Here is a 26,506-nt window from a genome sequence, read left to right on the forward strand (position 1 = left end):
CGTCGGCCGCGGGCACCCCTGGCCTGCCTGGTCGTGGTTCGTGACGGACTCCCAAGGAGACATCTTGAGGACCCCCTCGCTGAGGATCCCCTCGACACCGAGCGGCCAGTCACCACCCCCGTCCGGGACCGGCCGGTCCCGCAACCGACGGCTGATCGCCCTGCTCGTCGCCGTGATGGCGGCGGCGCTGCTGCCCGCGATCGGCCCGACCGGCGCCGCCAGCGCCGCCCCGGACGGCGGCACACCGATCGCCGGCACCCCGTGGGCCACGCTCGACGGTGCGCCGGCGGCGAGCCGCTCCGGGCGTACCCCCGACATCGAGGCGCACCGGCTCGCCGCGTACACGTTGGACCGTGACGCGATCGCGGCCCAGCTGGACCGGGCGCCGGCCGAGTCGGCCCGCGCCGCGCAGGCCGCGCCGCTGGTGCTGACCGTGCCCACCCCCGACGGCACGCTGGCCCGATTCAAGGTCGCCAACTCGCCGGTGATGGAGGACGGTCTCGCCGCCGCCCACCCGGAGATCCAGACGTACGCCGGTACCGGCGTCGACGACCCGAACGCGACGATCCGGGCCGACCTGACCCCGCTCGGCTTCCACGCCTCGGTTCGCTCGTCGAGCGGCTCCTGGTACGTCGACCCCTACCACCGGGACCAGAGCGTCTACGCCAGCTACTACGCCCACGACCTGGTCAACCGGCACGGTGACCTGATCGAGCGCGCGGACGTCGGCGGCGCCGCCGAGGAGATCGGCGCGGAGATCGACCAGGCCCAGGCCGATGAGCCTGCCGGGCCACTGGTCCAGCTGCGCACCTACCGGCTGGCGTTCCTGACCGATCCGTCGTACGCCAACTACTTCGGCGCGCAGAACGTCACCGCCGCCAAGGTGACGCTGATCAACCGGGTGACCCAGATCTACGAGGACGAGACCGCGATCCGGCTCGTGCTGGTCAACGACACCGACAAGACCAACCTGAACACCGCCGAGCTGGCCACCGGCCCGAACGGGCCGTGCGGTGCCGCGCCGTGCTTCACCGAGGCCAACCTGACCGGCTGTTCCGGCGCGACGCTGAACCGCAACCGGATCGTCCTCGGCCAGCTCGTCGGGGCCAGCAACTTCGACGTCGGGCACATCGGCTTCGGCCTGCCCGGCGGCGGCGTCGCCGGACTCGGCGTGGTCGGCGGCGACGGCAAGGCCCGGGGCTGCACCGGGCTGCCGAACCCGATCGGTGACTTCTACGCCGTCGACTACGTGGCGCACGAGATCGGCCATCAGTTCGCCGGCAACCACACCTTCAACGGCACCCAGTGGAACTGCTCCGGCGGCAACCGCAGCGCCGCCAACTCGTACGAGCCGGGCAGCGGATCGTCGATCATGGCGTACGCGGGCATCTGCCAGCAGGACAACCTGCAGCCGCATTCCGACCCGTACTGGTCGCAGCGCAGCTACCACGAGATCACCACGTTCGTGAACTCGGCCCGGCCGGCAATCAACGAGGTGCAGACGGTGTCGCTGCGCGACTTCGACACCGTCGGCGACTCGTTCCAGTTCACCTTCAACGGCCGGAACTCCCGGCAGATCGGATTCGGCCCGGGCTTCACCGCCGCCTACATCAAGGAGACGATCGAGTCGATCACCGGCTGGCCGGCCGGTGCGACGGTGACCGTCGCGGCGTTCGGCGGTGTCGGCCCGCTCGACAACACTGGTTTCCAGGTGACGTTCAACGGCGGAGCCGTGGCGCGGACCAACGTGTCGCCGCTGGGGTTGACCTCCTTTGACGGCGCGGACGGCTTCGTCGGTGAGACCGCCAAGGGCGGCCCGGTCGACAACGGCGGCTGGCAGGTCACCCCGACCACCAACCATGCCCCGGTGGTCACCGTGCCGGACCAGTTGACCATCCCGGTACGGACCCCGTTCGCGCTGACCGGCACCGCCAGCGACGCCGACGGCGACCCGCTGACGTACATGTGGGAGCAGAACGACCGCGGCGGCATCCTCGGCGGCAGCACCGCCGGCACCGCACTGACCAGCAACGTCAAGACCAACGGCCCGCTGTTCCGGGTCTTCGGCACGTCGGCGCTGGTCAGCCCGCAGGACACCCAGCAGTACTACTCCCCCGGGCTGAACGCGGTCGACGACGACCCGACCCGGGTCTTCCCGGACATGGCGCAGATCCTGGCGGGCAACACCAACGCCAGGACCGGTGCCTGCCCGGCCGCCCCGGAACCACCGGCCAGCGGCAGTGCCTCCAACCTGACCCAGGCCCTGGTGGACTGCTACTCGGAGTTCCTGCCGACCGCCGACTGGGTGGGCTACGACAACGACCGCACCATGCACTTCAAGCTGACCGCCCGCGACGGGCGGGTCGGCGGCGGTGGGGTCGGCAACGCCGAGACCGAGGTCGTGCTGGCCCCGCAGGCGGGCCCGTTCCTGGTCACCTCGCAGCAGGTGCCCTCGTTCTACCTGGGCGGATCCACACAGGAGATCACCTGGGACGTGGCCGGCACCGACGCGGCACCGGTCGACGCGGCGCAGGTGCGGATCTCGCTGTCGACCGACGGGGCGAAGACGTTCCCGTACGTGCTGGCCGAGACGGTGCCGAACAACGGCAGCGCCACGGTGACCCTGCCGAACATCGACACCACCACCGGTCGGATCAGAATCGAAGCGGTCGGCAACGTCTTCTTCGACCTCAACGACGCCGACATCCGCATCGACCAGGTCCGCCCGGCCGAGCTGGCCTACACCGGGGACACGCTGGTGCACCCGGTGGCCGGCGCCGACCAGGCACAGGTGCTGCTGCGGGCGGCGGTGAGCGCCGAAGCCGGCGACGTCCGCGGCGCCCAGCTCGCCTTCACCAGCGGTGACACCACGCTGTGCGCCACTGAGGTGAAGCTCTGGGGCGCCGACCTCACTGGCGGCATGGCCAGCTGCACGGCGACCCTGCCGGTCGGCAACCACCCGGTGACGGCCACTGCGACCGGCCGCTACACCGGGTCCGCCACCGCGACGACGGTGACCGTCGCCCCGCCAACCAGGCTGCGGTTCCTCGGCGACGGCTATCTGCGCAGCGAGTCGACCGCTGGCGCCTACCCGCTGGACCCGGATCACCGGATCGAGTTCGACCTCGATGGCCGGATCACCTACGGCAACGCGCTGGTCGGCAAGGTGCTGGTCGGCTACCGCTCCGGCGACCAGCGGTACAAGTTCCAGGGCAACGTCCTGGAGTCGTACGGCTCGAACGCTCTCGGCGGCGGCCCCGACACGGCGCAGCTGCGCTACCAGGTGACGCTGTTCGACCTTTCCACCCCGCAGCAGCCGGTGCCGGTGGCGACCGGACTGACCATGCGGGTGAGCGCGACCCTGGTGAGCGGGCCGGGCCAGCTGGACAAGATCGGGATCACCGTCTGGGACGGTGACACGCTGATCTTCTCGTCGAGCTGGACCGGCACCACCACCGAGGAGATCAACCTGACCGCGTCCGGTGGTGACCTCGTCCTGTACTAGGGGCTACGAACTGCCGATCGTTGCTGACAGACGCCCACCCGGCGGGCCGGGTGGGCGTCTGTTCAGCGTCGGCGGACGGCGTGCAGCACCGCGTCGTGGATCGTGATCGGGTTGCCGTCCGGGTCGGTCGCCGACCGGGGCACCGTCTCGGCCCGGACGCTGACCCACTCCTGCGGGTCCAGTACCGCCGCGATCTGCTCGGCGGTGAACATCAGGTCCGGCATCCTGGGCCGGCGTACCCCGGGAACGTCCAGGTCGGACGGGTCGTGGCCGACGATCAGCAGGGTGCCGCCGGGGCGGACCGCCGCCGCCAGCCGGCGGTGCAGCATCGCCCGGTCCGGGTCCGGCAGGTGCATGAACTGGGCGGTGACCAGGTCGAACCGTGCCAGCCCCGGCTCCCAGGTCCGCAGGTCGGTTTGCTGCCAGGTGAGCCGCTTCGCCACGTCGTCACCGGCCGCCGTGGCCTGGTCGGCGCCCCGGCGCAACGCCACCGCGGAGACGTCGACCGCGGTCACCTCCCAGCCCCGGTCGGCCAGCCAGATCGCGTCGGCGCCCTCACCGGCACCGACGTCGCAGGCGGTGCCGGCCGGCAGCCCGTCGACGACGGCGACCAGTCGCGGATTCGGGTTGCCGCTCCACACCCGCTCCACGGAGCTGTACCGCTCGTCCCAGAACTGTGGGCTGATCATGGCGGCGACGTCCGCTGGGCCGTGGTGCACCGGCTCGTCCGGCGCGTCCACTCCGGCGAGCTCGGCCCGGTGCCGGCGTACCGCCGCTTCGGTGTCCGCCACGGCCAGGTCGGCGTTGAGCGCCGCCGCCGCCATCGAGCCGGCCGCCGCCGACGCCATCACCTGGGCGAACGGGTTGGTCAGGTTGCCGGCCGCCCAGACCCCCGGCACCGGGGTACGCCCGGTCGGATCCGCCTCGATCTGCTCGCCCATCCCGGTCGGATGTGCGGTCACCGGCACCCCGAGCTGCGCCAGCAGCCCGGCGGCGCCGCCCTGCCCGGCGGCGATCAGGGGCCGGGACGCGACGACCAACGCCGTACGCGCCACCACGGTGCCATCGGCGAGCCGCACCCCGGTGAGCCGGTCGTCGGTGACCTCCAGCCCGGCGACTTCGCCGGAAACCACCCGGACGCCACGCGCCGCCAACTGCTCGGCCTGTTCGGCGGTGAGCTCGACCCCGGTGTGGGTGAACAGCACCAGATCGGAGCTCCACTGCCGGAACAGCTGCACCTGGTGCATCGCCATCTCGCTGGTGGCGATCACCCCGATCGGCTGGTCGCGGACCTCCCACCCGTGGCAGTACGGGCAGTGCAGCACGTCGTGGCCCCAGCGTTCGCGCAGTCCCGGGATGTCCGGCAGTTCGTCGACCACGCCGGTGGCGAACAGCAGCCGCCGGGCGGCCACCGCCCGGCCGTCGGCCAGCCGGACCTCGAAGCCGTCGCCGGTGCGCTCGACCGCCTCCGCCCGGCCGGGCAGCACGATGCCGCCGTACCGTTCGACTTCACGCCGGCCGGCGACGACCAGGTCGGCCGGGCTCATTCCGTCGCGGGTGAGGAACCCGTGCACGCCGGCCGAGGGCGCGTTGCGCGGCTCGCCCGCGTCGATCACGATCACGCCCCGCCGGGCACGGGCCAGGGTCAGCCCCGCGCTCAGTCCGGCGGCGCCGCCGCCGATCACCGCGACGGCGGTGCGGTACGCGGGTTGCCCCGTCTTGTTGTCAGTCATCCTGACCACCTCCGGCACCTACGATCCGCCGCCGCCAGCGTACCGGCAAACTTCCTTGCCGTTCCGGCAAACGGGGCAGGGCGGGCGGGCTGAGGCCGGCGCGAAAGTCACCAGTGGTCGTGATGCACGGCGTCGGTCAACGGCCGGCGCCGCCGCCAGCCATGCCGCTCCAGATCCGGCTCCGCCGCCAGCCCGCTGACCGGACCGACGCAGAGCCAGGCCACTGGCCGGATGCCGACCGGGATACCGAGCAGGTCCCGCACGAACGGCTCCCGGTAGAAGGAGACCCAGCCGACTCCGAGACCTTCGGCGGTTGCCGCCAGCCAGAGGTTCTGGATGGCCAGGCAGACCGAGTAGAGGCCAGCGTCGGCGATGGCGTGCCGGCCGAGCACCGCCGGGCTGCCCCGTTGCGGGTCGTAGGTCACCACGATCGACAGCGTGGCCTCCCGTACCCCGTCGATCTTGATGTGGGCGAACCGGGCCGCCGCCGACGGATCGAGAGTCGCCGCGAACGTCTCCCGTTCCTGCCGCACGTGCGCGTGGAACGCGTCCCGGCGGGCCCGATCGCGCACCAGCACGAAGTCCCACGGCTGGGTCAGCCCGACGCTCGGCGCGGCGTGCGCGGCCGCGAGAACCCGGTGCAGCACCTCGTCCGGCAGCGGCGCCCCGGTGAACTCGGCCCGGACGTCGCGGCGGCGGTGGATGACGTCGTACAGATCGATGGGCATCGCGTCGATTGTCCCCCGCCGGGGCGCGATATCGGTTGCCGGGGCCAGACCGGTGGTGGTCCGATGACGGGCATGCTGGTGAGACGGGAACGCGCCGATGACGTCGCGGCGGTCCGGGCGGTCGTGGCAGCGGCGTTCAGCCCGGCGGACGCGCCGGGGCAGCCACCGATCGAGGTCGGCCTGCTGGACGAGTTGCGCGCCGACGCCGGATGGATCCCTGCCCTGTCGCTGGTCGCGATGGATACCCATGATCAGGCCGGCGACCCGGCGACCGGCGGCGACATCGTCGGACACGTGGTCTGCACCCGGGCGTACCTCGACGACCGGCCGGTGCTGGGCCTCGGTCCGCTGGCGGTCCGCCCGGACCGGCAACGCGCCGGCGTCGGTACGGCGCTCACGCACGCCGTTCTCGCCGCCGCCGAAGCCCTGGACGAGCCGCTCGTCGCGCTGCTCGGCGACCCGGCGTACTACCGCCGGTTCGGGCTGCGACCGGCCGCCGCACTCGGCATCGCCGCACCCGATCCGCGGTGGGGAGAGTATTTCCAGGCCCGGGCCCTGAATCCGCTGCCGCCGGTACCCGGCAGGTTCCGCTACGCCGAGCCGTTCGACCGGCTCTGACCCCCCGCCCGGCCGGCTGCGGTACCCGGCGCGGGCCAACCCGGTCAGCACGCCGAACCGCTCGATCGCCGCCAGCCACCAGTGGTACGGCATCGGATTGCGCCGGTGTGGCCGTGGTTGGCCGAGGTGACCGCTCGCACCGCTGTCGCGGGGTCCGTCCGCGTCGCCCTCGGCTGCGGCCAGCCGGCTCAGATACTCGCCCTGAAACCGGGTAAGAATGGTGGCGGCGACCGGGGAAGAACAGATGGCGGGCCAGGTGAGGTTGACAGCCCACGGCCGCCGCGGCCGGCCCAGCAGGAGGGTCGCGCAGCCGACCCGGACGCAGGAGGGGACGAACGGTGGATGCGAGCGCACTGCTGGTGGAGACCTTCGACCGACTACCGGACCTGGTACGCGAGGCGGTGGACGGGCTGAGCCCGCAGCAGCTGTGCTGGTCACCGGCGCCCGGCACGAACCCGATCGCCTGGTTGGTCTGGCATCTCACCCGGGTACAGGACGATCACCTGGCTGAGGTGCTCGGCGAGCCGCAGATCTGGGCCGGTGGCGACTGGGCGCAGCGGTTCGGCCTGGCGGCGGACCCGGCCGACACCGGCTACGGGCACACCGCCGAGCAGGTGGCGGCGGTCGCGCCGCAGGACGCGGCGGTGCTGGTCGACTACCACGTCGCGGTCGCCGAGCGTACCCGTGGATTCCTCAGCAGGCTGACCGACGCGGACCTGGACCGGATCGTCGACGAGCGGTGGGATCCGCCGGTGACTCTCGGCGTACGGTTGGTCAGCGTGGCCAACGACGACCTGCAACACGTCGGCCAGGCTGCCTACCTGCGCGGGCTGCTCACCGCCCAGGGCTGACCGCTACTGGTCCCGGCTGGGCCGCTACTGGCCGCCGGCTGGGCTGTGCGACGGCCGCCGCTGGCGCCGTTGACACGATGTGCCAATCCCGGCATTCTGTGCCAGCCGGCCTGTCCGGCCACCCCCCGCGCAGAGGAGCCCCCCTCATGTCCGTACCCGCGTCCGAGACCGCCACCACGCCGCAGCCCGGTCCGGTGGATGCGGGCCGGCTACGCGGCGACCTCGGCACCTTCGCCCGCGAGTTCCTCCGCTCGCCCGCCCGCATCGGGGCGGTCGCCCCGAGTTCCCGGCGGCTCGCCGAGGCGCTCACCGCACCGCTACCGGAGCGCGGTGAGCCGGTGGTCGTCGAGCTCGGACCGGGCACCGGGTCCTGCACCGGAATGATCCAGAACCGGCTCGCCGGTCGGGGCCGGCACCTGGCGGTCGAGCTGAGCCCGACCCTCGCCGACCTGCTCACCGCTCGGCACCCGAAGGTCGAGGTGATCACCGGCAACGCCACCGAGTGCCAGTCGTTGATCGCAGAGCGCGGAGTGACCGCCGCGGACGTCGTGGTCAGTGGCCTGCCCTGGGCGTCGTTCCCCCGCGACCTGCAGCTGTCCGCGCTCGACGCGGTCTGCGAGGTGCTGGCACCGGGCGGCGCGTTCACCACGTTCGCGTACGTGTTCGCCGCGCAGACCCCGCCGGCCCGCCGGTTCCGGCAGTTGCTGCGGGAACGGTTCGAAGAGGTGGTGATGGGGCGTACGGTGCTGGCCAACCTGCCACCCGCGTTCGTCTACTACGCCCGCCGGCCGCGCACCTGACCCCCAACGCACCCCTGACCCCGCTGTGCGCCTGACCCCGCCGTGCCCGGCCCGGTGGCCGCTGGCGGGATCAGCCGGCCTCGGCGAACCGCTCCACGTCGTTGATCCGGCCGATCACCAGAACGAGGTCGCCGTACATCAGCACCGTGTCCGGTGTCGCGTAGGTGAACCGGGCCTTCGCTCCGTGCGCCTCGCTCTTCACCGCCACCACGGTCACCCCGTACCGGGACCGCACCCGCGACTCGCGCAACGGCACGCTCACCGCGTCCTGCGGCGGGGTCGTCTTGACCATCGCGAAGTCCCGGTCCACCTCGACGTAGTCGAGCAGCCGCCCGCTGAGCAGATGGGCGACCCGCTCCCCCATGTCGTGCTCGGGCAGGATCACGTGGTGGGCACCGATCCGTTCCAGGATCCGGCCATGCTGGCGGCTGATCGCCTTGGCCCAGATGTCGGCCACCCCCAGCTCGGACAGCAGCGACGTGGCCAGGATGCTCGCCTGGATGTCGGTGCCGATGCCGACCACCGCTCGGTGGAAGTCGCCCACTCCGAGCTGGCGCAGCGCCTCCAGGTCGGTGGCGTCGGCGGTGGCCAGGTGCGGCAGTTGGCCGCTGAGGCTCTGCGTGGTCCGGGCGTCGCCGTCGATGCCGAGCACCTCGGTGCCCCGGCTGGCCAGCTCGACGGCCAGCGCCCCGCCGAACCTACCCAGCCCGATCACCACGACCGGCTCGTTGCGTGACTCAGCCAACGATGATCCTTTCCTCCGGGAGCTCGTAGCGCCGGCTCCGCTCGCGCAACGCCAGCGCCGACGCGACCGTCAACGGCCCGATCCGCCCCATGAACATCAACACGATCAGCAGTACGTCCGCCGCAGGCGGCAGCCCGGCGGTGATGCCAGTCGACAGACCCACCGTGGCGAACGCGGAAATCACCTCGAACAGCACCTGGTCGAGGGTGTAGCGGGTCATCGCCAGCAGGGCGAACGTCGCCACCGCCACCGCGCCCAACGCCAACAGCAGCAACGCGAGCGCCTGTCGCTGGTTGGTTTCCGGCACCCGCCGCGACCCTACGTTGACCTTGGTTTCGCCGCGCATCTCGGCCCACAGCACGAACGCCAGCAGACCGACCGTGGTCACCTTCACCCCGCCGGCGGTGCCCGCGCTGCCACCGCCGATGAACATCAGGACGTCGCTGAGCAGCAGGCTCTCCGGCCGCAACCCGGCGATGTCGATGCTGTTGAAGCCGGCGGTGCGGGTCATCACCGAGGCGAAGAAGCCGGCGAGCAGCTTCTGCGGGGCGTCGAGCGGCCCGAGGGTCGCCGGATTACGGAGCTCCACCAGGGTGAACACGATCGTGCCGAGCACCAGCAGGCTCACCGTCAACACCATGGTGATCCGGGTCAGCACCGACCAGGACCGGGGCCGACGCCAGGAGCGCAGCAACTCGAACACCACCGGGAATCCGAGCCCACCGACGATCACCGCGACCGCGATGGTGACCATGACCCACGGATCGGCAACGAACCCCATCAGACTGTCCGCGTACAGGGCGAAGCCGGCGTTGTTGAACGCCGACACCGCGTGGAACACCCCGTGGTAGGCGGCCCGGCCCCACGGATAGTCGTAGCCGAGCGCGAACCGGACCGTCAGCACCACCGCCACCACCGATTCGACCGCCAGGCTGAACAGCACGATGTTGCGCACCACCCGGCGGACGTCGCGCAGGCTGAGCGTCTTCGTCTCCGCCTGAGCGAGGAACCGGGCCCGCAGGCCGAGCCGGCGGGACAACAGCACGGTCAGCAGGGTGGCCAGCGTCATGATCCCCAGACCACCGATCTGGATCAGGGTCAGGATCACCAGCTGGCCGAACGGCGACCAGTAGCCGGCGGTGTCGACCACCACCAGTCCGGTCACGCAGACCGCCGAGGTCGCGGTGAACAGGGCGTCGATCAACGGCGGCGGGTCCCCGGCCCGGGTCGCCACCGGCAGCATCAGCAGGGCCGTCCCGATCAGTACGGTGGCGGCGAACCCACCGGCGATGACCTGCGCCGGGTGTTGGAACCGGTCGGCGCCACGGCGCCACATCGGCCGCCGCCACCGGTGCCGCCGCTGGCCCGTTGCCGGCCTGTTGCGGGCATCAGGCAACCTGTCTGGCATGTCTCTCCAGGATCCGGGTCCAGCCCTTCGCAACGAGGAACAGCTCCGCCGGTGGGAGCGCCGGACGGCTGCCGGGCTGACCGTACTCGCGGTGGCGTTCCTCGTCGTCTACGCCGCGCCCATTCTGTACCCGCAGCTGCCGCCACGATGGCGCGCTGTGTGTGTCGCTGCCAACATCGCGATCTGGCTGATCTTCTGGGTCGACTACGCCGTACGACTGTGGCTGGCGGCCGACCGGCGCGGCTTCGTCCGCGGTCACCTGTTCGACCTGGTGGTGCTGCTGTTGCCGGTGCTGCGGCCGTTGCAGATGCTGCGGCTGGTCACCGCGGTGCTCACGTTGACCCGGCGGACCGAGGTCTGGGCCCGCGGCCGGCTCGCGCTGTACGTCGGATCCACCACATTGCTGCTGGTGATCGTCTCGGCGCTGGCGGTGCTGGACGCTGAACGGCGTCATCCGGACGGGGCGATCAACACCTACCCGGACGCACTGTGGTGGTCAGTGGTCACCATCACCACCGTCGGCTACGGTGACTACTACCCGGTCACGACGACCGGCCGGTTCGTCGCCCTCGCGCTCATGATCGGCGGGATCGGCCTGATCGGTTTCGTCACCGGCTCGCTGGCGAGCTGGATCGTGGAACGGATCTCCAACACGGCGGGGAAGTCGGACACCGACGCGGCGCCCGCCACCCGGCGCGATGTCGCCGCTCTCACCGCCGAACTGGCCGCGCTGCGGGCCGAGGTCACCGCGCTGCGCGGCAATCTCGATGCCGCCGTACAGCCAGCTGACGACGCCGACCACACCGCAGGCCCGCCCACCCCTGTGCCACGAACCGCTGGCGATTGAGTGCCGCGATGTCTACCGAACTCGCCCGACCAGACAACCGCAGTGAACATCCGAGCGCACGAGAGACTCCACTCTGGTCACGACCCCCGCAGGGTCGGCAGGACCTCGGTGGCGACCTCGACCAGCACCCGCTCGTCACCGGCGTACCAACTGCTCCGGCGCGGCCAGTGGGTGATCACGTCGGTGAAGCCGAGGCCAGCGGCCCGCTCGACCGCGTCGACGAAGAAGCTGGCGCTGGACAGCGAGAAGACCGGCGCGGAGTCCAACGACAGGTACCGGCGTAGGCTGGCCGGATCCCGGCCGGCCTTCTCCATCGCCGCCGTGCACCCCTCGGCCAGCCCGGCCACCGACGCCCACCAGGACTCCAGGTCGTCGAAGGCGGTGCCGGTGGTGACCCAGCCGGCACCGAAGCGGGCGACCAGCGCCAGCGAGCGCGGCCCGTTGGCCGCCAGCACGAACGGCACGCGTGGCTGCTGCCGACAGCCGGGGGTGCTCCGGGCGTCGACCGCCTGGTAGTAGCGGCCCTGCCAGGTGACCTGATCCTGACGCAGCAACAGGTCGAGCAGCTCGACGAACTCCGCGTAACGGTCGGCGCGCGCCCGTGGTGGCAGCGGGTCGGCACCGAGGACCGTGGCGTCGAAACCGAGCCCGCCGGCACCGACGCCGAGCAGGACCCGGCCGGCGGAGATGTCGTCCAGCGCGGTGATCTCCCGGGCGAAGTGCACCGGGTGCCGGAAGTTCGGCGAGGCGACCAGCGTGCCCAGCGGGATCCGCGAGGTGACGGTGGCGGCGGCGGTCAGCGTCGGCACCGCATCGAACCACGGTCCGTCGACCAGGTCGCGCCAGCCGAGATGGTCGTACGTCCAGGCGTGGTCGAAACCCCATTCCTCGACCTGACGCCACCGGTCCGACAGCACCGACCAGGACTCGTCCGGCAGCACCACTATCCCGACCCGCACGCCACCCACCCTACTCGCCTGCGTCCGGGAGCGAACGGATCAGGCGGGTTGGCGTTGCTTGCGGTGGATGTCCATCCGGCCCCGGCCGAAGGCGTCGATGTGCCCCCAGCGTCCCGGAATGTCCAGCAACTCGATCCGACCCATGCTGATCGGCAGCGCCGGGTCGACCACCAGATGCTCGCCCTGCGGTTCCATCCCGAGCAGGGTCCGCAGCAACAGCAGCGTCGCCCCGGTCGACCAGGCCTGCGGGCTACAGGAGGTCGGATACTCCACCGGATACTTGGTCAACGCGCGGTCGTAGCCGCCGAACGCCTCCGGTAGCCGGCCGTTGAAGTACTGCGCGGCGTTGATGATCCCATCGGCGATCCGCGACGCCTCCTCGACGAACCCGTACCGGCGCAGACCCCAGGCGATGAACGAGTTGTCGAACGGCCAGACCGTGCCGACGTGGTAGCCGATCGGGTTGAACCGCCCCTCCCCCTCCGCCAGGGTCCGGACCCCCCAGCCGGAGAACATCCGTGGGCTGAGCAGGTGCTTGGCCACCTTCTTCGCCTTGCTGGCGTCGACGATGCCGCTCCACAGCAGATGGCCGATGTTGGACGACAACGCGTCGACCTGGCCGCCCTCCGGGTCGAGGGCGATCGCGTAGTACTCGCCGTCGGCGACCCAGAAATCCCGGTTGAACCGGTGCTTCAGGTCGGCCGCCTGACGTTCCAGTTGGTCGGCGAACTCCGGGTCCTTCCAGATCTCGCGGGCGAGCCGGGCACCGCGCATCTTCGCGTCGTAGGCGTACCCCTGCAGCTCACAGGTGGCCCGGGGGAAGCCGGGCAGCCGGCCGTCGCGATAGCAGATCGAGTCCCAGGAGTCCTTCCAGCACTGGTTCTCCAGACCGGTATCCTTGTTGCGCCGCTCATACCAGACGTAGCCGTTGCCGAGCAGGTCCGCGTAGGTGTCGATCCAGTCCAACGCCCGCCGGGCCTCCTGCTCCAGCCCCCGGACCAGCTTCGCGTCCCCGGTCCACCGCTCGTACTCGTCGAGCAGGACCACGAACAACGGCGTCGAGTCGGCGGCACCGAAGTACGGGGTGTGCGGCTGTTCCTCGAACGCCGACGACTCGCCGTACCGGATCTCGTGCAGGATCTTGCCCGGCTCCTCGTCCCGGAAGTCGTCGAGTTTGCTGCCCTGCAGCCCACCGAGCAGCTGCAGCGTCGCCGAGGCCAGCTCGGGGGCGAACGGCAACGCCTGCAGGCTGGTGAAGATGCTGTCCCGGCCGAACATGGTGGCGAACCACGGCACACCGGCCGCCGGCACCGACTGGCCGCCCAACGACAACGGCGTGTAGCGCAGCGCGGCCAGGTCGACCAGGCTCCGCTTGTACGTCGACGCCAGCGGCTCGCAGTCGCAGGCCAGCCGGGGCGCCCGGGCGACCCACTCCTCCAGGTCCCGGCGCATCTCCGGCTTCGGCCGGTCGAAGTGCTGGCCGAGCAGGCTCTCCCGCACGTCGCGGCCGTCGGGACCGATCGCGGTGGTCTTCACCTTGAGGTGGGTGACCCACTGGCCGTGCGGTTCGATGGTGATCTGGAAGCTCAACCCGTGCTCGTCGAAGATCGCCGACTCGCTGCTGGAGATGATCGTCTCCCGGTGGAAGGTCTCCCGCTGGTAGCCCAGCCGCAGGCAGTCCTGGTCGACGTGGGCGTAGTGCTTACCGACCTTGTTGCGGACGTCCTTGATCTCGAACAGGTCGGCGAAGTCGCTGCCCGCCTCCAGCCGTACGGTGAGCTCCATCGGCTCCTGGGCGTGGTTGAGGATGGTGAGTTCCTCGTCGAAACTGCCGCCCACCCAACGCTGGCGGATCACCGACATCTCGGCGTCGACGTAGTGTGTCGGCTCGCCGGGCACCAGGAAGAACCGCGCCTCGAAGTACTGCAGGTCGTCGACCGACAACGAGCTCAGCCGTTCCCCGTTGATGGTCAGCTGCCACTTCGACAGGAACCGGGTGTCGAAGGAGAACAGCCCGGTCGGCGCGGCCGGCGAGGCGTCGATGTCGCCCTGGCTGTCGCTGACCACGAAGGTGTTGCCGTCCAGGATGCTGACCATTCCCTCGGTCATTTCTCCGTCCTCTCCCGTTTGGCGAACACGCGCGGATCGTGGGAACCGGGCGGGCCGGGCATCATCCGTTCGATCAGGATCAACAGCCGCAGGTCGCCGAGGACCATGATCTGGGACCGCAGCATCGCCGCCATCGGGTTGACCTCGCCCCGGGCCATCGCCTCGAAGATCACCCCATCGGTACGCAGCACACAGTCGGCCTCGCGGTTCTCCCGGGTCAGCTCCGCCTTTCCGTTGTCCAAGGTCACGAACCAGTAGTCCACCCGCTCGTCGTCGGCCAGGTCGAACCGCACCGTGCCGGAGATCTGGCGCAGCAACGGCGCGGTCTCCCGATGGCCGAACCGGTCGAAGAACTCCCGGGTCGCCGGCATCGGCTCGCCCGCCTGCGCTGTACGTCTGGCCTCGGCTGTCCGCGTCGTCTGCGGCATGCTCCGCTCCCTCCACCCATCACCCACCGGCAGAGTCGCGGTCGATCGGGTGGTCGGGCATCGCCCGTACCGGATGAACCGGCCGCCCACCGTCTCGGGCCTCAGGCGTCGAAGATGCCGTACGCGGTCCAACCACGGTCGCGGAAGCCGGCCGCAGCGGCCACCTTCGCCGACGCGGTGTTGGTCGGCTCGTGCAGATAGGTGGGGACGGCCCCGGCGTCCAGCACCTGCCGCGCGGCCTGGGCCACCAGCCGGCTGGCCAGGCCACGGCCACGGGCCGCGGGAACGGTGCCGACCGAGATCTCCTGGCCGTGGGCGTCGTGGCGTTTGAGCCCGACACCGGCCAGGAACGCCCCGTCGGTGTCCCGGGCGACCAGCACCGGGCTGGTGAACCGCTGCAGCCACGGCGGCACCACGTCGTCGGTGGGGTCGATCCAGTCACCGACGTCCGGCAACGGAGTCGGCGCCAGGCAGTAGCGGAACACCGCCCGGTGCGCCCGCCAGCCGGCGTGGCCGACCGCCGCGGGCAGTTTGGCCAGCAGGTCGTTGACCGGCAGGTCGGTCAACGACCGGACCGCCCCGACCTTGTCCGGCGGTACGGACAGCACCGCGCCACCCGGCGCGCCGACGCCGACCACCGGACACGGCCGACCGTCCCAGCCGGGGCGTACCCGCCGCTCCGAGCCGACCACCTGCAACGCCCGCCCCGCCGGCCACTGCCCCAGCCAGCTGACCAGGTGGTGATAGAGGCGTTTGTCCAGCATCGTGCCTCCTGACCACGCCGCCGGCCCGCGCACCGCCGGCCGTCCCGTCGTACGGAGAAACCCGGCCCGCCAAGAAGGCTTCTCCTTGCCCTGCCGAGAGTATGCAACCTTTACGACAGTACGGTCAGCTCGCCGAAGATGTCCTGACCAAGGTACGGATCTGGCGCAGCAGAACCGACAAGGCCGCCAGGTCCGCCGGGGAGTGTGCGAAGTCCTCCATCGCCCGACGCACCCGCGCGACGGCGCTGGCGTTGTCCTGTTCCCACTGTTCGGCGCGCTCAGCCACCGGCAGGTCAGCCGGGGTGCAGGTGAGCACTTCGACGGTGAGCGCGGCCAACGCCGCGTACAGGTCGTACCGCAGCGCGGTGCGGGCCAGCGTCTGCCAGCGGTCCTCCCGGGGCAGCAACGATATCTTGCTCAGCAGCCAGTCCACCCGGAACCGCTCGGACAGCAGGTAGTACACCGTGGCGACCTCGGTGACATCGCGACCGGTGTCGGCGCTGGTCTCCACCACGTCGAGCAGCCCGAAGCTGTACATGATCCGGGTGGCCCGGTCCGCCAGGTCCGGCGGCAGACCGCGCCCGATCATCGTGTCGACGTGCGCCCGCAGCGACTCCCGCTCATCGCCACGGAAGAATTCCCCCAGGTCAGGCAGGAGGCGGGACACCCCGTCGCGCAGCCGAGCGGTCTCCTCCGGCACGTCCAGCGGGGACCGGCGGTTGGTGACCAGCCAACGGACCGCCCGGTCCAACAGCCGGCGACTCTCCAGGTAAACCGCCACCTGGGCGTCGGTGGTGACCACGTTGTCCAGCCCGTCGATGCCAGCCCAGAGTTCATCGAGGGCGAACACGTCACGGATCACCACGTAGGCCCGGAGCACGTCGGCCGCCGACGCCCCGGTCTCCTCCATCGTCCGGTAGACGAACGACATGCCGCCCCGGTTGACGGCCTCGTTGACCAGGCTGGTGACGACGATCTCCCGGCGCAGCCGGTGGTCGGCCATCCGGTCGGCGTAGCGCTGGTGCAGCGGGGTCGGGAAGTAGTCGACCAGGACCTGATCGGTCCACGGCTCGTCCGGCAGCCCGTCGGCGAGCACCTGACTCTCGATCGAGATCTTGGTGTGCGCGAGGAGCACCGCGAACTCGGGCAGGGTCAGTCCCTGCGCCCCGGCCCGCATCCGCTCGGCCAGGTCCTCGTCGGTCGGCAACGCCTCCAACTCACGGTCGAGACGGCCGGCCTGCTCCAGGTCGCTGATCATCCGCCGGTGCACCGGCAGCAGCGGCCGAGCCTGGGCGCAGGCGTTGGCCAGCGCCCGGGCCTGGTCGTAGTTGTCCCGCAGCACCAGGGCGGCGACCTCGTCGGTCATCTCGGCAAGCAGGGCGTCGCGCCGTGGCACGGTCAACTCGCCGTCGGCGACCGCGCCACCGAGCAGGATCTTGATGTTGACCTCGTGGTCGGAGCAGTCGACCCCGGCCGAGTTGTCGATGAAGTCGGTGTAGATCCGACCACCCAAGTTGGCGTACTCGATGCGGCCCCGCTGGGTGAGCCCGAGGTTGCCACCCTCCCCAACCACCTTGGCCCGCACCGACCGGCCGTCGACCCGGATCGCGTCGTTGGCCTTGTCACCGGCGTCGGTGTGCGACTCGGTCGACGCCTTCACGTAGGTGCCGATGCCGCCGTTGAACAGCAGATCGACCGGGGCGCGCAGGATCGCCCGGATCAGCTCCGGCGGGGAGAGAACCTCGGCGGCGGCGTCGAGGCCGAGCACCGCCCGGACCTGCCGGCTGACCGGCACCGATTTGGCGGTACGCGGGTACACCCCGCCGCCGGCCGAGATCAGCTGCGGGTCGTAGTCGGCCCAGGACGAGCGCGGCAGGTCGAACAGCCGGCGACGCTCGGCGTACGAGGTGGCGGCGTCCGGGTCCGGGTCGAGAAAGACGTGCCGATGGTCGAAGGCGGCGACCAGCCGGGTGTGTTCGGACAGCAGCATCCCGTTGCCGAACACGTCGCCGGACATGTCGCCGACGCCGACGACGGTGAAGTCCTGCCGCTGGATGTCCACGCCGAGTTCCCGGAAATGCCGCTTGACCGACTCCCAGGCGCCCCGGGCGGTGATGCCCATCTTCTTGTGGTCGTAGCCGGCGGACCCGCCGGAGGCGAACGCGTCACCCATCCAGAAACCCCGGGCCAGCGAGATCGCGTTGGCCACGTCGGAGAAGGTCGCGGTGCCCTTGTCCGCGGCGACCACCAGGTACGGGTCGTCGCCGTCGTGGCGGACCACCCCGGGCGGCGGCACGATCTGCCCGCCGACGATGTTGTCGGTGACGTCCAGCAGGCCGGAGATGAACTGCTGATAGCAGGCCACCCCTTCGGCCTGCGCCGCTTCCCGGTCCGGTGGCCCCGCCGCGCCGCGCCCCCGGGCCGGACCGCCCGACTGCTTCACCACGAAGCCGCCTTTGGCACCCACCGGCACGATCACCGCGTTCTTCACCATCTGTGCCTTGACCAGGCCGAGCACCTCGGTACGGAAGTCCTCCCGCCGGTCAGACCAGCGCAGCCCGCCCCGGGCCACCTCGCCGAAGCGCAGGTGCACGCCCTCGAAGCGGGGCGAGTAGACGAAGATCTCGTACGCCGGGCGGGGTGCCGGCAGCTCCGGGATCGTCTGCGGATCGAGCTTCACCGCCACGTACGGCGTCGGTCGGCCCTCGACGCCACGCTGGTAGAAGTTGGTCCGCAGGGTGGCCAGGATCAACGTCAGATAGCTGCGCAGGATCCGGTCCTGGTCGAGGCTGTCCACCTCGTCGAACTGCCGGCCGATCGCGGCGACCTGCTCCTGTCCGAGCGCCCGGCGACGGTCGTCGTCGAGGTCGAGCGCCGGCGAGAAGCGGGTCTCGAACAGCCGCACCAGCGCCGCCGCGATCGCCGGGTACGCGATGAAGGTCGACTCCATGTACTCCTGGGAGAACACGGTGCCGGCCTGGCGCAGGTACTTCGCGTACGTGCGCAGCACCACCACCTGCCGCCAAGTGAGCCCGGCACGCAGCACCAGTTCGTTGAGGCCGTCGATCTCGGCCTCGCCGCGCCAGGCCGCCGAGAACGCGTTCTCCACGTGCGGGCGGACCTCGCTCATCGCCCGTGCGCCGACCGGCAGCCGCAGCCCGAAGTCGTACAGGTAGATCAGCTGGTCGATGCGGGCTATCTCGTAGGGCCGCTCGTCGACCACCTTGACGCCGAGGGAGTGCAGCACCGGCAGCACGTCGGAGAGCACCATCGGTTCGCCGTACCGGTAGACCTTGAACCGGACGTCGCGCTCGTCGGACCCGGTGCCGCTGGCGGGCCGGAACAGGTGCATCTCCAGCTGGCCGGGCTCCTCCAGCAGCTCCAGCTTGGCCAGGTCCTGCACCGCCTCGTACGCGGTGTGTTCCTCCTTGTAGCCCTCCGGGTAGGCGCTGGCGTACCGCCGGTGCAGCGACTTGGCCGACTCGTCGCCGAGTTTGCGCTCCAGCACCAGCCGGAAGTCGTCCTCCCACAGCCGGGTGGCGTCGGCGAGCAGTTCGGCGAGCCGGTCCGGGTCGAGCTCGACCGGCGGGGCAGCCGGGTCGGTACGCACGATGAAGTGCACCCGGGCGAGCATCGACTCGGTGACCCGGGTGGTGTAGTCCACGCCGACGCCGTTGAGTTCGCGCAGCAGGATCTGCTGCATGCGGAGCCGGTTGTGGGTGGTGAACCGGTCCCGGGGCAGGTAGATCAGGCAGGACAGGAACCGCCCGTACCCGTCGGAGCGCAGGAACAGCCGCAACTGGCGGCGCCCGGCCATCCGCAGCACGCCGAGCACAGCCTGATAGAGATCGTCGGTACGGATCTGGAACAGCTCGTCGCGGGGGTAGGTCTCCAGGATCTGGAGCATGTCCTTGCCGGAGTGGCTGCGCGGGCTGAGACCGGAGCGTTCCAGCACCTCGGCGACCTTGCGCCGGACCACCGGCAGCTCCTGGACGCTGGTGCGGTACGCGGCGGTGGAGAACAGGCCGAGGAAACGCCGCTCGCCGACCACCTCCCCGGCCTCGTCGAAGATCTTGAAACCGATGTAGTCGAGGTAGGCGGCCCGGTGCACCGTGGCCCGCGAGTTGGCCTTGGTGATGATCAGCAGCCGCTTCTCCAGCGCCTTCTCCGCCGCCTGCGGGGTCATCGAGGTGAGCGGGCGGGGCCGGGTCTGGTCCTGGCGCAGGATGCCGAGCCCGGTGCCGAACACCGCGACCAGCGCCTTGTCCCCGTCGCCGCTGTCGACCAGCCGGTACTCGCGGTAGCCGAGGAAGGTGAAATGGTCGTCGGCCAGCCACCGCAGCAGCTCGACCGAGTCGTTGACGTCCTTCTCCGGCACCGGCAGCACACCGGCACTGCCCAGTTCGTCGGCCGGCCGGTCGTCGGCCTTGCCCAGCTCGTCGGCGAGGGTCAGTGCCCGACGGCGCATCTTCGGCCAGTCCTCGACCGCCTCACGGACGTCGGTGAGCACCCGCTGCAGATCCCGGACCAGCCGGTCCCGGTCGCCGGCGTCCCGGACCGGATCGATCTCGATCCGGATCCAGCTTTCCACCAGGTCGCCGTCGATGGCGTCGTCCGGCTCGACGTCGGCGGCCACCTCGGTCAACTGGCCGAGCGGCTCACGCCGAACCACGACCAGGGGGTGGACCAGCAGCTGGACGTCGAAGTGCCGCTCGTTGAGCAGCGCGGTCACCGAGTCCACCAGGAACGGCATGTCGTCGGCGACGATCTCGATGACGGTGCACGGCTGGCGCGCGGCGGGGGCGTTCAACCGCAGCTTCAGCTCGCCGGGCAGCCGGTGCCCAGCCAGCTCCCGGTGTGCCCGGGCGGCGGCGAGCATCTCCTGCGGGGTGCGGCCGACCAGTTCCTCGTCGGCCGCGAACCGCCAAAATCGGTCCACCAGGGAGGCGGTGTCGTGATCGGTGTCGGCGAGCGACACGGCCTGCGCGATCAGCCGCTCCGCGCTGGGCATCGGCTCGTCGAGCCCGGTGTCGTCGCCGTCGTCGACGACCGCGGCGAGGGTCGTCTCCGGTGGCGGGAGCACCCGTACGGCGAATGGCTCGCCGAGGCCCGGATCGGCCTGCGGTTGCGGCCCGGTGGTGGGGCGGCGTCGCTCGTCACCGCCCGAAGTTTTGCGTTTCGACTTCGTCCCCGGACGCCGGTTCATTGGTGCGGACTCCCCTCGGCCCCACGACTCTGTGGGGTCAACTACGGCCAAGCCTAAGCCTTCTCGATCATCGATCTGACGGCGCTCCGGCCCTTGGCAGTCGGCTTGGTGACACCAAGTGGCCACCACACGTGATAAGGCCAGGGCCGGACCGCGGACCTGCGTCTCCTGGTTACCCCGGGACCCTCGATTCATCACCTGTCTCGGCCGGTGCCGGGCCTGTCCTGGCCGGTGCCGAGGGGCAGCAGCCGGTGCGCCGACGTACTACCGTTCGGCTGTCCGCCATGCGTCCGGAAGGGGACCGCCCGCATGCGTATCGAGGCAGCGCGCCCGCACCGCCAGCCGATCCGTCGGCTCCGCTGGTCAGCCGCGCTCACCGCGGCCCTGGTACTCACCGGCACCGCCCTGACCGGCTGTTCGTCCGACGACGGGCCGGAACGCACCGTCGACGCCTTCGTCGACGGCTGGCTGGCCGGCGACGTGTCCACGATCGGCTTCATCACCCCGGCCGGGCAGCGACTGCCCGCCACCGACGTGGGCGAAGAGCTGGCCGCGCTGGTCGGGGACCTGTCGGACACGCCGCCGCAGCTGCGCCGCGACGGCGAAGCCGACGTCACCGCGGACATCGCGACCAGCTCCCTCGCCGTCGAATGGACGCTGCCCGGCGACGTACGCTGGAGCTACACCACCTCGATCCGGCTGCGGCAGGCCGCCGACGACGGCTGGCAGATCATCTGGGATCCGGCCATCGTCCACGAACAGCTCGCCACCGGCGACCGGTTCCAGCTCAACCGCCTCGCTCCGCGACGCGGGCCGGTCCTCGACGGCGCCGGGGAGCCGGTCGTCGCGCCACGCGACGTCGTCGTGATCGGCGTACAGCCCAGCGAGGTCGTTTCGCCGGATGCCCTGGTCGACGACCTCGACGCCGCGTTCCGGGCGATCCGCCCGACGATCAGCCCGCCGATCGACCTGACCGACCTGCCGGACCGGCTCGACGCCGCCAAGCCGGACGCCTTCGTCGACGTGGTCACCCTGCGCAAGGAGGCGTACGACCAGATCGCCGACCGGATCTTCGACCTGCCGGGCACCCGGTTCCGCAGCGAGCAGCGCGACCTGGCCCCCACCCGCGAGTTCGCCCGCGCGCTGCTTGGCACCGTCGACCCGGTGCAGCGCCAGGACATGGAGACCCACCCCGGCCGGTACGAGATCGGCGACATGGTCGGCCACGGCGGACTGCAGGGCGGCTACGAGGAGCGGCTACGCGGCGTACCGGGGTATTCGGTGCAGATCGCCGGGACCGCCCCGGACGGCACGGTCTCCGCCGACGAGGTGCTGTTCAGCTCCGACGCCCGACCCGGTGATCCGCTGCGGACCACGCTGGACGTCGCGACGCAGACCGCCGCCGACGCGGCCCTCGCCGGGCAGCCGCGCCGCAGCGCGCTGGTCGCGGTGCGGATCAGCGACGGCGCGCTGGTCGCCGTCGCGAACGGCCCCGACGGCGGTACGGAGAACCTCGCGTTCACCGCGCAGGTCCCGCCCGGATCCACCTTCAAGATGGTCAGCACGCTCGGGTTGCTCGAATCCGGCGCGGTCGGCCCGGACGTCGCCGTCGACTGCCCGAAGACCGCCACCGTCGACGGCCGGACCTTCACCAACGCCAACGGCTTCGATCTGGGCCGGGTGCCGTTCCGGAGCGTCTTCGCGAAATCCTGCAACACCACGTTCGCCAACCTCGCGCCCGAGCTGGGCGCCGACGGGCTGGCCGAGGCGGGCCGGCTGCTCGGGCTGGAGGGCGAGTGGCGGCTGGGAGTTTCCGCGTTCACCGGCAAGGTCTCCACCGGTGGTCCGCCGGCCGAGCGGGCCGCTGCCGCGTTCGGCCAGGGCACCACGTTGGTCAGCCCGCTGGCGATGGCCGGGGCGACGGCAGCGGTCGCCCGCGGCCAGTGGCGGCAGCCGACGCTGATCTCGGAGCCGGCACCGCAGTCCCCCGTACCGGACGGTCCGCAGCTGGACGCCGCCGCCGTCGACGCGCTACGCGCGATGATGCGGGCGGTGGTAACCGACGGCACCGCCGAGGCGCTGCGGGACGTGCCGGGTGAGCCGGTGTACGGCAAGACCGGCACCGCCGAGTACGACAACGACCCGGCCAACACGCACGCCTGGTTCGTCGGCTGGCAGGGCGACGTCGCGTTCGCGGTCTTCGTCGAACAGGGCGGCTCCGGATCCAGCGACGCAGTGCCGATCGCGGAGACCTTCCTCCGCGCCCTCGCCACCAACTGACCGCCAACTGTCGCTGCTACGGAAGGGCGGTCAGGCGGCGGCCGGGCTGCCGCTCATCGCTGCTCTCGTGAATCTCTTTGCCCAACTCGATATCGATGAGTAGCTTGGTCGATATATACGGTGGCAGCCTGGGTCTGGGGGCAGGCGTTGCGGATCTTGTCCTTGAAACCAGGTCATGACGGTACCGTCGCCCTTGTCCGGGACGGTGCGTTGGAGCTCTCGATCGAGGCGGAGAAGGACTCGTTCCCCCGGTACGCGGAGCTGACACCCAGCACGGTGTTGGACGCGCTGGACCTGGTCGACGACGTGCCGGACGTGGTCTGCCTGAGTGGGTGGGTCAAGGGGTTCCATTCGATGGAGAGGCCGCTCGGTGCTGGCTACTTCGGTTGGGACGGTCAACGCACGCAGGTGGGTGAGCGCCGGGTGTTCGGCAGACAGGTGCGGACGTTCTCATCGACGCATGAGCGCTCGCACTTGATGTCCGCGTACGGGATGTCGCCGTTTCCGCAGGGTGAGCCGTGCTACGCGCTGGTGTGGGAGGGCAACATCGGCTCGTTCTACGAGATCACGCCGGACGTCACGGTGATACGGGTAGCAGAGGTGATGGAGGACCCAGGCAACAAGTACCAGTACATCTTCGCGCTGGCCGATCCCACGGCCGAGGCGGCGCATGGTGGGTTCCGGTTCTCCAACGCCGGCAAGCTGATGGCATTGGCGGGATACGCGGACGGCTCGCCGGTGACCACGGCCGGACGAAACGTCATCGACTGGGTGCTGTCTCGTCGCTCGATCCTGCTGACCAGTCCGAAAAGCGAGCTGGCCGCATCCCCATTCCACAACGCGGGCGTCACGTCGCAGGCGTTCGCCAACCTGGCCGCGCACCACTCCGCGAGGATCTTCGACTTCTTCTACAAAGTGGCCCACGCGAGGTTGACCAAGGGCTATCCGCTGCTGATCGCCGGTGGCTGCGGGCTGAACTGCGGCTGGAACAGCCGCTGGCGCGACTGTGGACTGTTTGCCGACGTGTTCGTGCCGCCGTGCCCCAACGACACTGGATCAGCAATCGGTACCGCCATCGACGCCCAGTGGTACTTCGAGGGCAACGCGAAGGTGTCCTGGAGCGTCTACAGCGGGGCGGACTTCGTCGAGGACGTGCCCGTGCCGGATGTGTTCACTCGACATCCGTTGGACCTGACGCTGGTGGCCGAGTTGCTGGCCCAGCGGATGGTGATCGCGTGGGCTCGGGGGCGAGCGGAGATCGGCCCCCGGGCGTTGGGCAATCGATCCCTGTTGGCGGCGCCGTTCGACCCCAGCGCCCGGGATCGGCTCAACGTGATCAAACGGCGCGAGCCGTACCGTCCGATCGCGCCGGTATGCCGGGAAGAGGAGGTAGCTACGTACTTCGAGTGGACCGGGCCGAGCCCGCACATGTTGTTCTTTCAGCGGGTGCGTGATGGCCGGCTGGGCGCGGTCACCCATGTCGACGGTACGGCTCGGGTACAGACGGTGGCGGCGTACGAGAACCCAGTTCTGCATGATCTGCTCGGCGCGTTCGCCTCGCGGACAGGCGTGGGAGTGCTGTGCAACACCTCGCTCAACTTCCCAGGTCGCGGCTCAATCAACCGCACGAGCGACGTGGTCGAGTACGTGAGTGAGCGCGGCATCGACGGGTTTGTGATCGGCGACCACCTGTACGTACGCCCCGGCTCGGGACCGACGTGATGGAGCTGATCGGTGGGATGGGTCGTCGCGACATTGGAGGCAGACGCAGTGGCCGACCAGGTCGACCAGCCCGAACGGCAGTTGGGTGAGGTGCTGCGGCTGTTGCGCCTGGAGATCCGCATGTCGCAGCGGGACCTCGCGCTGCGTGTGGGATTCCATGAGAACGCGGTGTCCAGTTTCGAGCGTGGGGATCGCGCGCCCAGCGCCCAGTACCTGACCGGGTTCATCCACGTGCTGCGCCTGTCGGAGGCCGCCGCCGACGAAATTTGGCGGCTGTATCGCCGGGAACCACCGACAACAGGGGTGCACTCTCCTCTCGACGGGGGTGAGGAGCCACTCTGCCCTTACCGTGGTTTGTCCGCGTTTCGGCAGGCCGACGCCCGGTTCTTTCACGGACGTGACGCCGCCATCACGCAGATCATCGGAAAGCTCGACGGCAGCCCGCTGATCGCGGTCGTGGGCGCGTCCGGTAGCGGCAAGTCTTCGGTGGTGTTCGCTGGGGTCGTTCCTCGGCTGCGCCGGTCAGCGGAGTGGGACGTGGTGTCCTTGCGGCCCGGCCCGGACCCGTTCGCCGCGTTCGCCAACGCACTGGAACTGCGGGCTACGGGTCAGCTCGCCCACGGCGCGTCGGCCGAGCTGCCGGCAACGACCGATGCGTCGATCACGGCGGCCCTGGATGCTCGTACGCGTGTGTCGGGCGCGGCAGTGCTTGTGGTAATCGACCAATTTGAGGAGCTGTTCACCCACGGTGCCGCGCCGGGCGTGGTTGACGGCTTCTTTGCCATGCTGGTGCGAATGGCCGCGACACGTCGTCGGGTGCCGGTGAAGGTGGTGCTGACTTTCCGGGGTGACTTCTACGGCCAGGTGATCGCCCGCCGCGACTTCTCGGACCTGTTGCAGGACAACGTGGTTCACCTGCCGCCGATGAGCCGTGCTGAGCTCCGTCAGGCGATCGTCGAGCCGGCTCGCCTTGCGGGTCTGGCGTTGGATAGCGGCTTGGCCGATCGGATCCTCGATGACGCGGGTACCGAGCCGGGCAACCTGCCGCTGCTGGAGTTCGCGCTGACCCGGCTGTGGGACATGCGGCGAGGCACGTCGTTGACGCACAAGGCATATCGGCAGATCGGACACCTTGCCGGTGCGATCACCGCCCGCGCCGAGGAGGTCTACGTCGGTCTGTCGCCCGAGCAGCAGTACGCCGCGCGGCAGTTGCTGGTACGGCTGGTCCTGGTCGCGCGTCCGGAGGAGGACGGCAACGACGCCCGCCGCCGCACGCCAAGCGTAGAGTTGGTCGCGCTGCCGCGCGTGGACGTGGTGATCGGGGCCTTGGCCAACGCCCGCCTGGTCGTCACCGATGCCGACCACACCCTCGGCCCTACCGTCGAGCTGTCCCACGAGGCGATCATCCGATCCTGGGAGCGACTTCGGGTGTGGCTGGTGGAGGACCGGCAGTTCCTGCTGTGGCAGCAGCGGGCACGTCAATGGCTTGCCGAATGGCGACATGCCGCAGGACACCAGGATGCCCTGCTACGCGGCAGCCTCCTGGACGAGGCGCAACGCTGGTTGGCGGTCAAAGGACGCGATGCTGTCGCGGCAGACCTGCTCGACTACGTCGAGGCGAGCATCCGCGAGCACGAGGACGAGACCCGCCGCCAAGCCCTCAACCGCATCGAGCAGCTCCTCAACGTGGTGGCGCGCGAGGTACCCGAGGTAGCCGAGACATTCGCTGAGGTGGGCCTGACCCGGTTTGACGGACATCCCAGCTCAGAGGGGCTGTGTGCTCCTCGGGAGGATGTTCATCAT

Annotated in this window: 17 protein-coding genes; 8 read left to right on the forward strand and 9 right to left on the reverse strand. The window is 70.5% G+C overall.

Going from position 1 to position 26,506, the window contains the following annotated elements:
- Positions 1-64: 64 nt before the first annotated feature.
- Positions 65-3,505, forward strand: a complete 3,441-nt coding sequence (locus ACFHVL_RS16040) for a M12 family metallo-peptidase (protein WP_416628695.1) — start codon at positions 65-67, stop codon at positions 3,503-3,505.
- 62 nt (positions 3,506-3,567) lie between these two features.
- Here the strand turns inward: ACFHVL_RS16040 and ACFHVL_RS16045 are convergent, their stop codons facing one another.
- Together ACFHVL_RS16045 and bluB are read right to left on the reverse strand one after the other, a co-directional pair.
- Positions 3,568-5,238, reverse strand: coding sequence for an FAD-dependent oxidoreductase (locus tag ACFHVL_RS16045; RefSeq protein WP_416628696.1), 1,671 nt, complete (start codon positions 5,236-5,238; stop codon positions 3,568-3,570).
- Between the two features lie 107 nt (positions 5,239-5,345).
- A complete protein-coding gene (bluB, locus tag ACFHVL_RS16050) occupies positions 5,346-5,960 on the reverse strand; it encodes a 5,6-dimethylbenzimidazole synthase (RefSeq protein WP_416628724.1) in 615 nt (204 codons plus the stop codon).
- A gap of 69 nt (positions 5,961-6,029) precedes the next feature.
- Here bluB and ACFHVL_RS16055 point away from each other — a divergent pair, with 69 nt between their 5' ends.
- The 3 genes from ACFHVL_RS16055 (at position 6,030) to ACFHVL_RS16065 (ending at position 8,235) form a co-directional block, all read left to right on the forward strand.
- Positions 6,030-6,584 (forward strand): GNAT family N-acetyltransferase, encoded by a 555-nt coding sequence (locus ACFHVL_RS16055; protein ID WP_416628697.1) that lies wholly within the window; start codon positions 6,030-6,032, stop codon positions 6,582-6,584.
- A gap of 338 nt (positions 6,585-6,922) precedes the next feature.
- Entirely contained in the window at positions 6,923-7,435 is a 513-nt protein-coding gene (locus ACFHVL_RS16060) for a mycothiol transferase (protein WP_416628698.1), read from the forward strand.
- A 146-nt stretch (positions 7,436-7,581) separates the two neighbouring features.
- A complete protein-coding gene (locus tag ACFHVL_RS16065; RefSeq protein ID WP_416628699.1) occupies positions 7,582-8,235 on the forward strand; it encodes a class I SAM-dependent methyltransferase in 654 nt (217 codons plus the stop codon).
- A 70-nt stretch (positions 8,236-8,305) separates the two neighbouring features.
- Here the strand turns inward: ACFHVL_RS16065 and ACFHVL_RS16070 are convergent, their stop codons facing one another.
- Together ACFHVL_RS16070 and ACFHVL_RS16075 are read right to left on the reverse strand one after the other, a co-directional pair.
- Positions 8,306-8,980 carry a potassium channel family protein gene (locus tag ACFHVL_RS16070; RefSeq protein WP_416628700.1) on the reverse strand — a complete coding sequence of 225 codons (675 nt, stop codon included), beginning with the start codon at positions 8,978-8,980 and terminating at the stop codon, positions 8,306-8,308.
- Positions 8,973-10,316 carry a TrkH family potassium uptake protein gene (locus ACFHVL_RS16075; RefSeq protein WP_416628702.1) on the reverse strand — a complete coding sequence of 448 codons (1,344 nt, stop codon included), beginning with the start codon at positions 10,314-10,316 and terminating at the stop codon, positions 8,973-8,975. Before ACFHVL_RS16075 ends, ACFHVL_RS16070 begins: the two co-directional genes overlap by 8 nt.
- Before the next feature lie 70 nt (positions 10,317-10,386).
- Here ACFHVL_RS16075 and ACFHVL_RS16080 point away from each other — a divergent pair, with 70 nt between their 5' ends.
- On the forward strand, positions 10,387-11,235 hold the full coding sequence (locus ACFHVL_RS16080) for a potassium channel family protein (RefSeq protein ID WP_416628704.1): 849 nt from the start codon (positions 10,387-10,389) through the stop codon (positions 11,233-11,235).
- 77 nt (positions 11,236-11,312) lie between these two features.
- Here ACFHVL_RS16080 and ACFHVL_RS16085 read toward each other — a convergent pair whose 3' ends face one another.
- The 5 genes from ACFHVL_RS16085 to ACFHVL_RS16105 form a co-directional block, all read right to left on the reverse strand.
- A complete protein-coding gene (locus tag ACFHVL_RS16085) occupies positions 11,313-12,194 on the reverse strand; it encodes an LLM class flavin-dependent oxidoreductase (RefSeq protein WP_416628705.1) in 882 nt (293 codons plus the stop codon).
- Between the two features lie 39 nt (positions 12,195-12,233).
- A complete protein-coding gene (locus ACFHVL_RS16090) occupies positions 12,234-14,303 on the reverse strand; it encodes a glycogen debranching N-terminal domain-containing protein (protein ID WP_416628706.1) in 2,070 nt (689 codons plus the stop codon).
- Positions 14,300-14,731, reverse strand: a complete 432-nt coding sequence (locus tag ACFHVL_RS16095; RefSeq protein WP_416628708.1) for an SCP2 sterol-binding domain-containing protein — start codon at positions 14,729-14,731, stop codon at positions 14,300-14,302. Before ACFHVL_RS16095 ends, ACFHVL_RS16090 begins: the two co-directional genes overlap by 4 nt.
- A 101-nt stretch (positions 14,732-14,832) precedes the next feature.
- Complete coding sequence (locus ACFHVL_RS16100) at positions 14,833-15,495, reverse strand: GNAT family N-acetyltransferase (RefSeq protein WP_416628709.1); 663 nt, start codon at positions 15,493-15,495, stop codon at positions 14,833-14,835.
- A 124-nt stretch (positions 15,496-15,619) separates the two neighbouring features.
- Positions 15,620-20,701, reverse strand: coding sequence for an NAD-glutamate dehydrogenase (locus ACFHVL_RS16105; RefSeq protein ID WP_416628711.1), 5,082 nt, complete (start codon positions 20,699-20,701; stop codon positions 15,620-15,622).
- Positions 20,702-21,010: 309 nt separating this feature from the next.
- Between ACFHVL_RS16105 and ACFHVL_RS16110 the strand changes: the two genes are divergently transcribed.
- From ACFHVL_RS16110 to ACFHVL_RS16120, 3 genes are all read left to right on the forward strand, one after another.
- Positions 21,011-22,981 (forward strand): penicillin-binding transpeptidase domain-containing protein, encoded by a 1,971-nt coding sequence (locus tag ACFHVL_RS16110; protein WP_416628713.1) that lies wholly within the window; start codon positions 21,011-21,013, stop codon positions 22,979-22,981.
- 210 nt (positions 22,982-23,191) lie between these two features.
- Positions 23,192-24,703: a carbamoyltransferase C-terminal domain-containing protein gene (locus tag ACFHVL_RS16115; RefSeq protein ID WP_416628715.1), complete on the forward strand. Its 1,512-nt coding sequence runs from the start codon at positions 23,192-23,194 to the stop codon at positions 24,701-24,703.
- A gap of 48 nt (positions 24,704-24,751) precedes the next feature.
- The coding region (locus tag ACFHVL_RS16120) for a helix-turn-helix domain-containing protein (RefSeq protein ID WP_416628716.1) at positions 24,752-26,506 on the forward strand (1,755 nt) is incomplete at its 3' end.

Source organism: Micromonospora sp. LOL_023 (assembly GCF_048060115.1).
Classification (GTDB): Bacteria; Actinomycetota; Actinomycetes; order Mycobacteriales; family Micromonosporaceae; genus Micromonospora_E.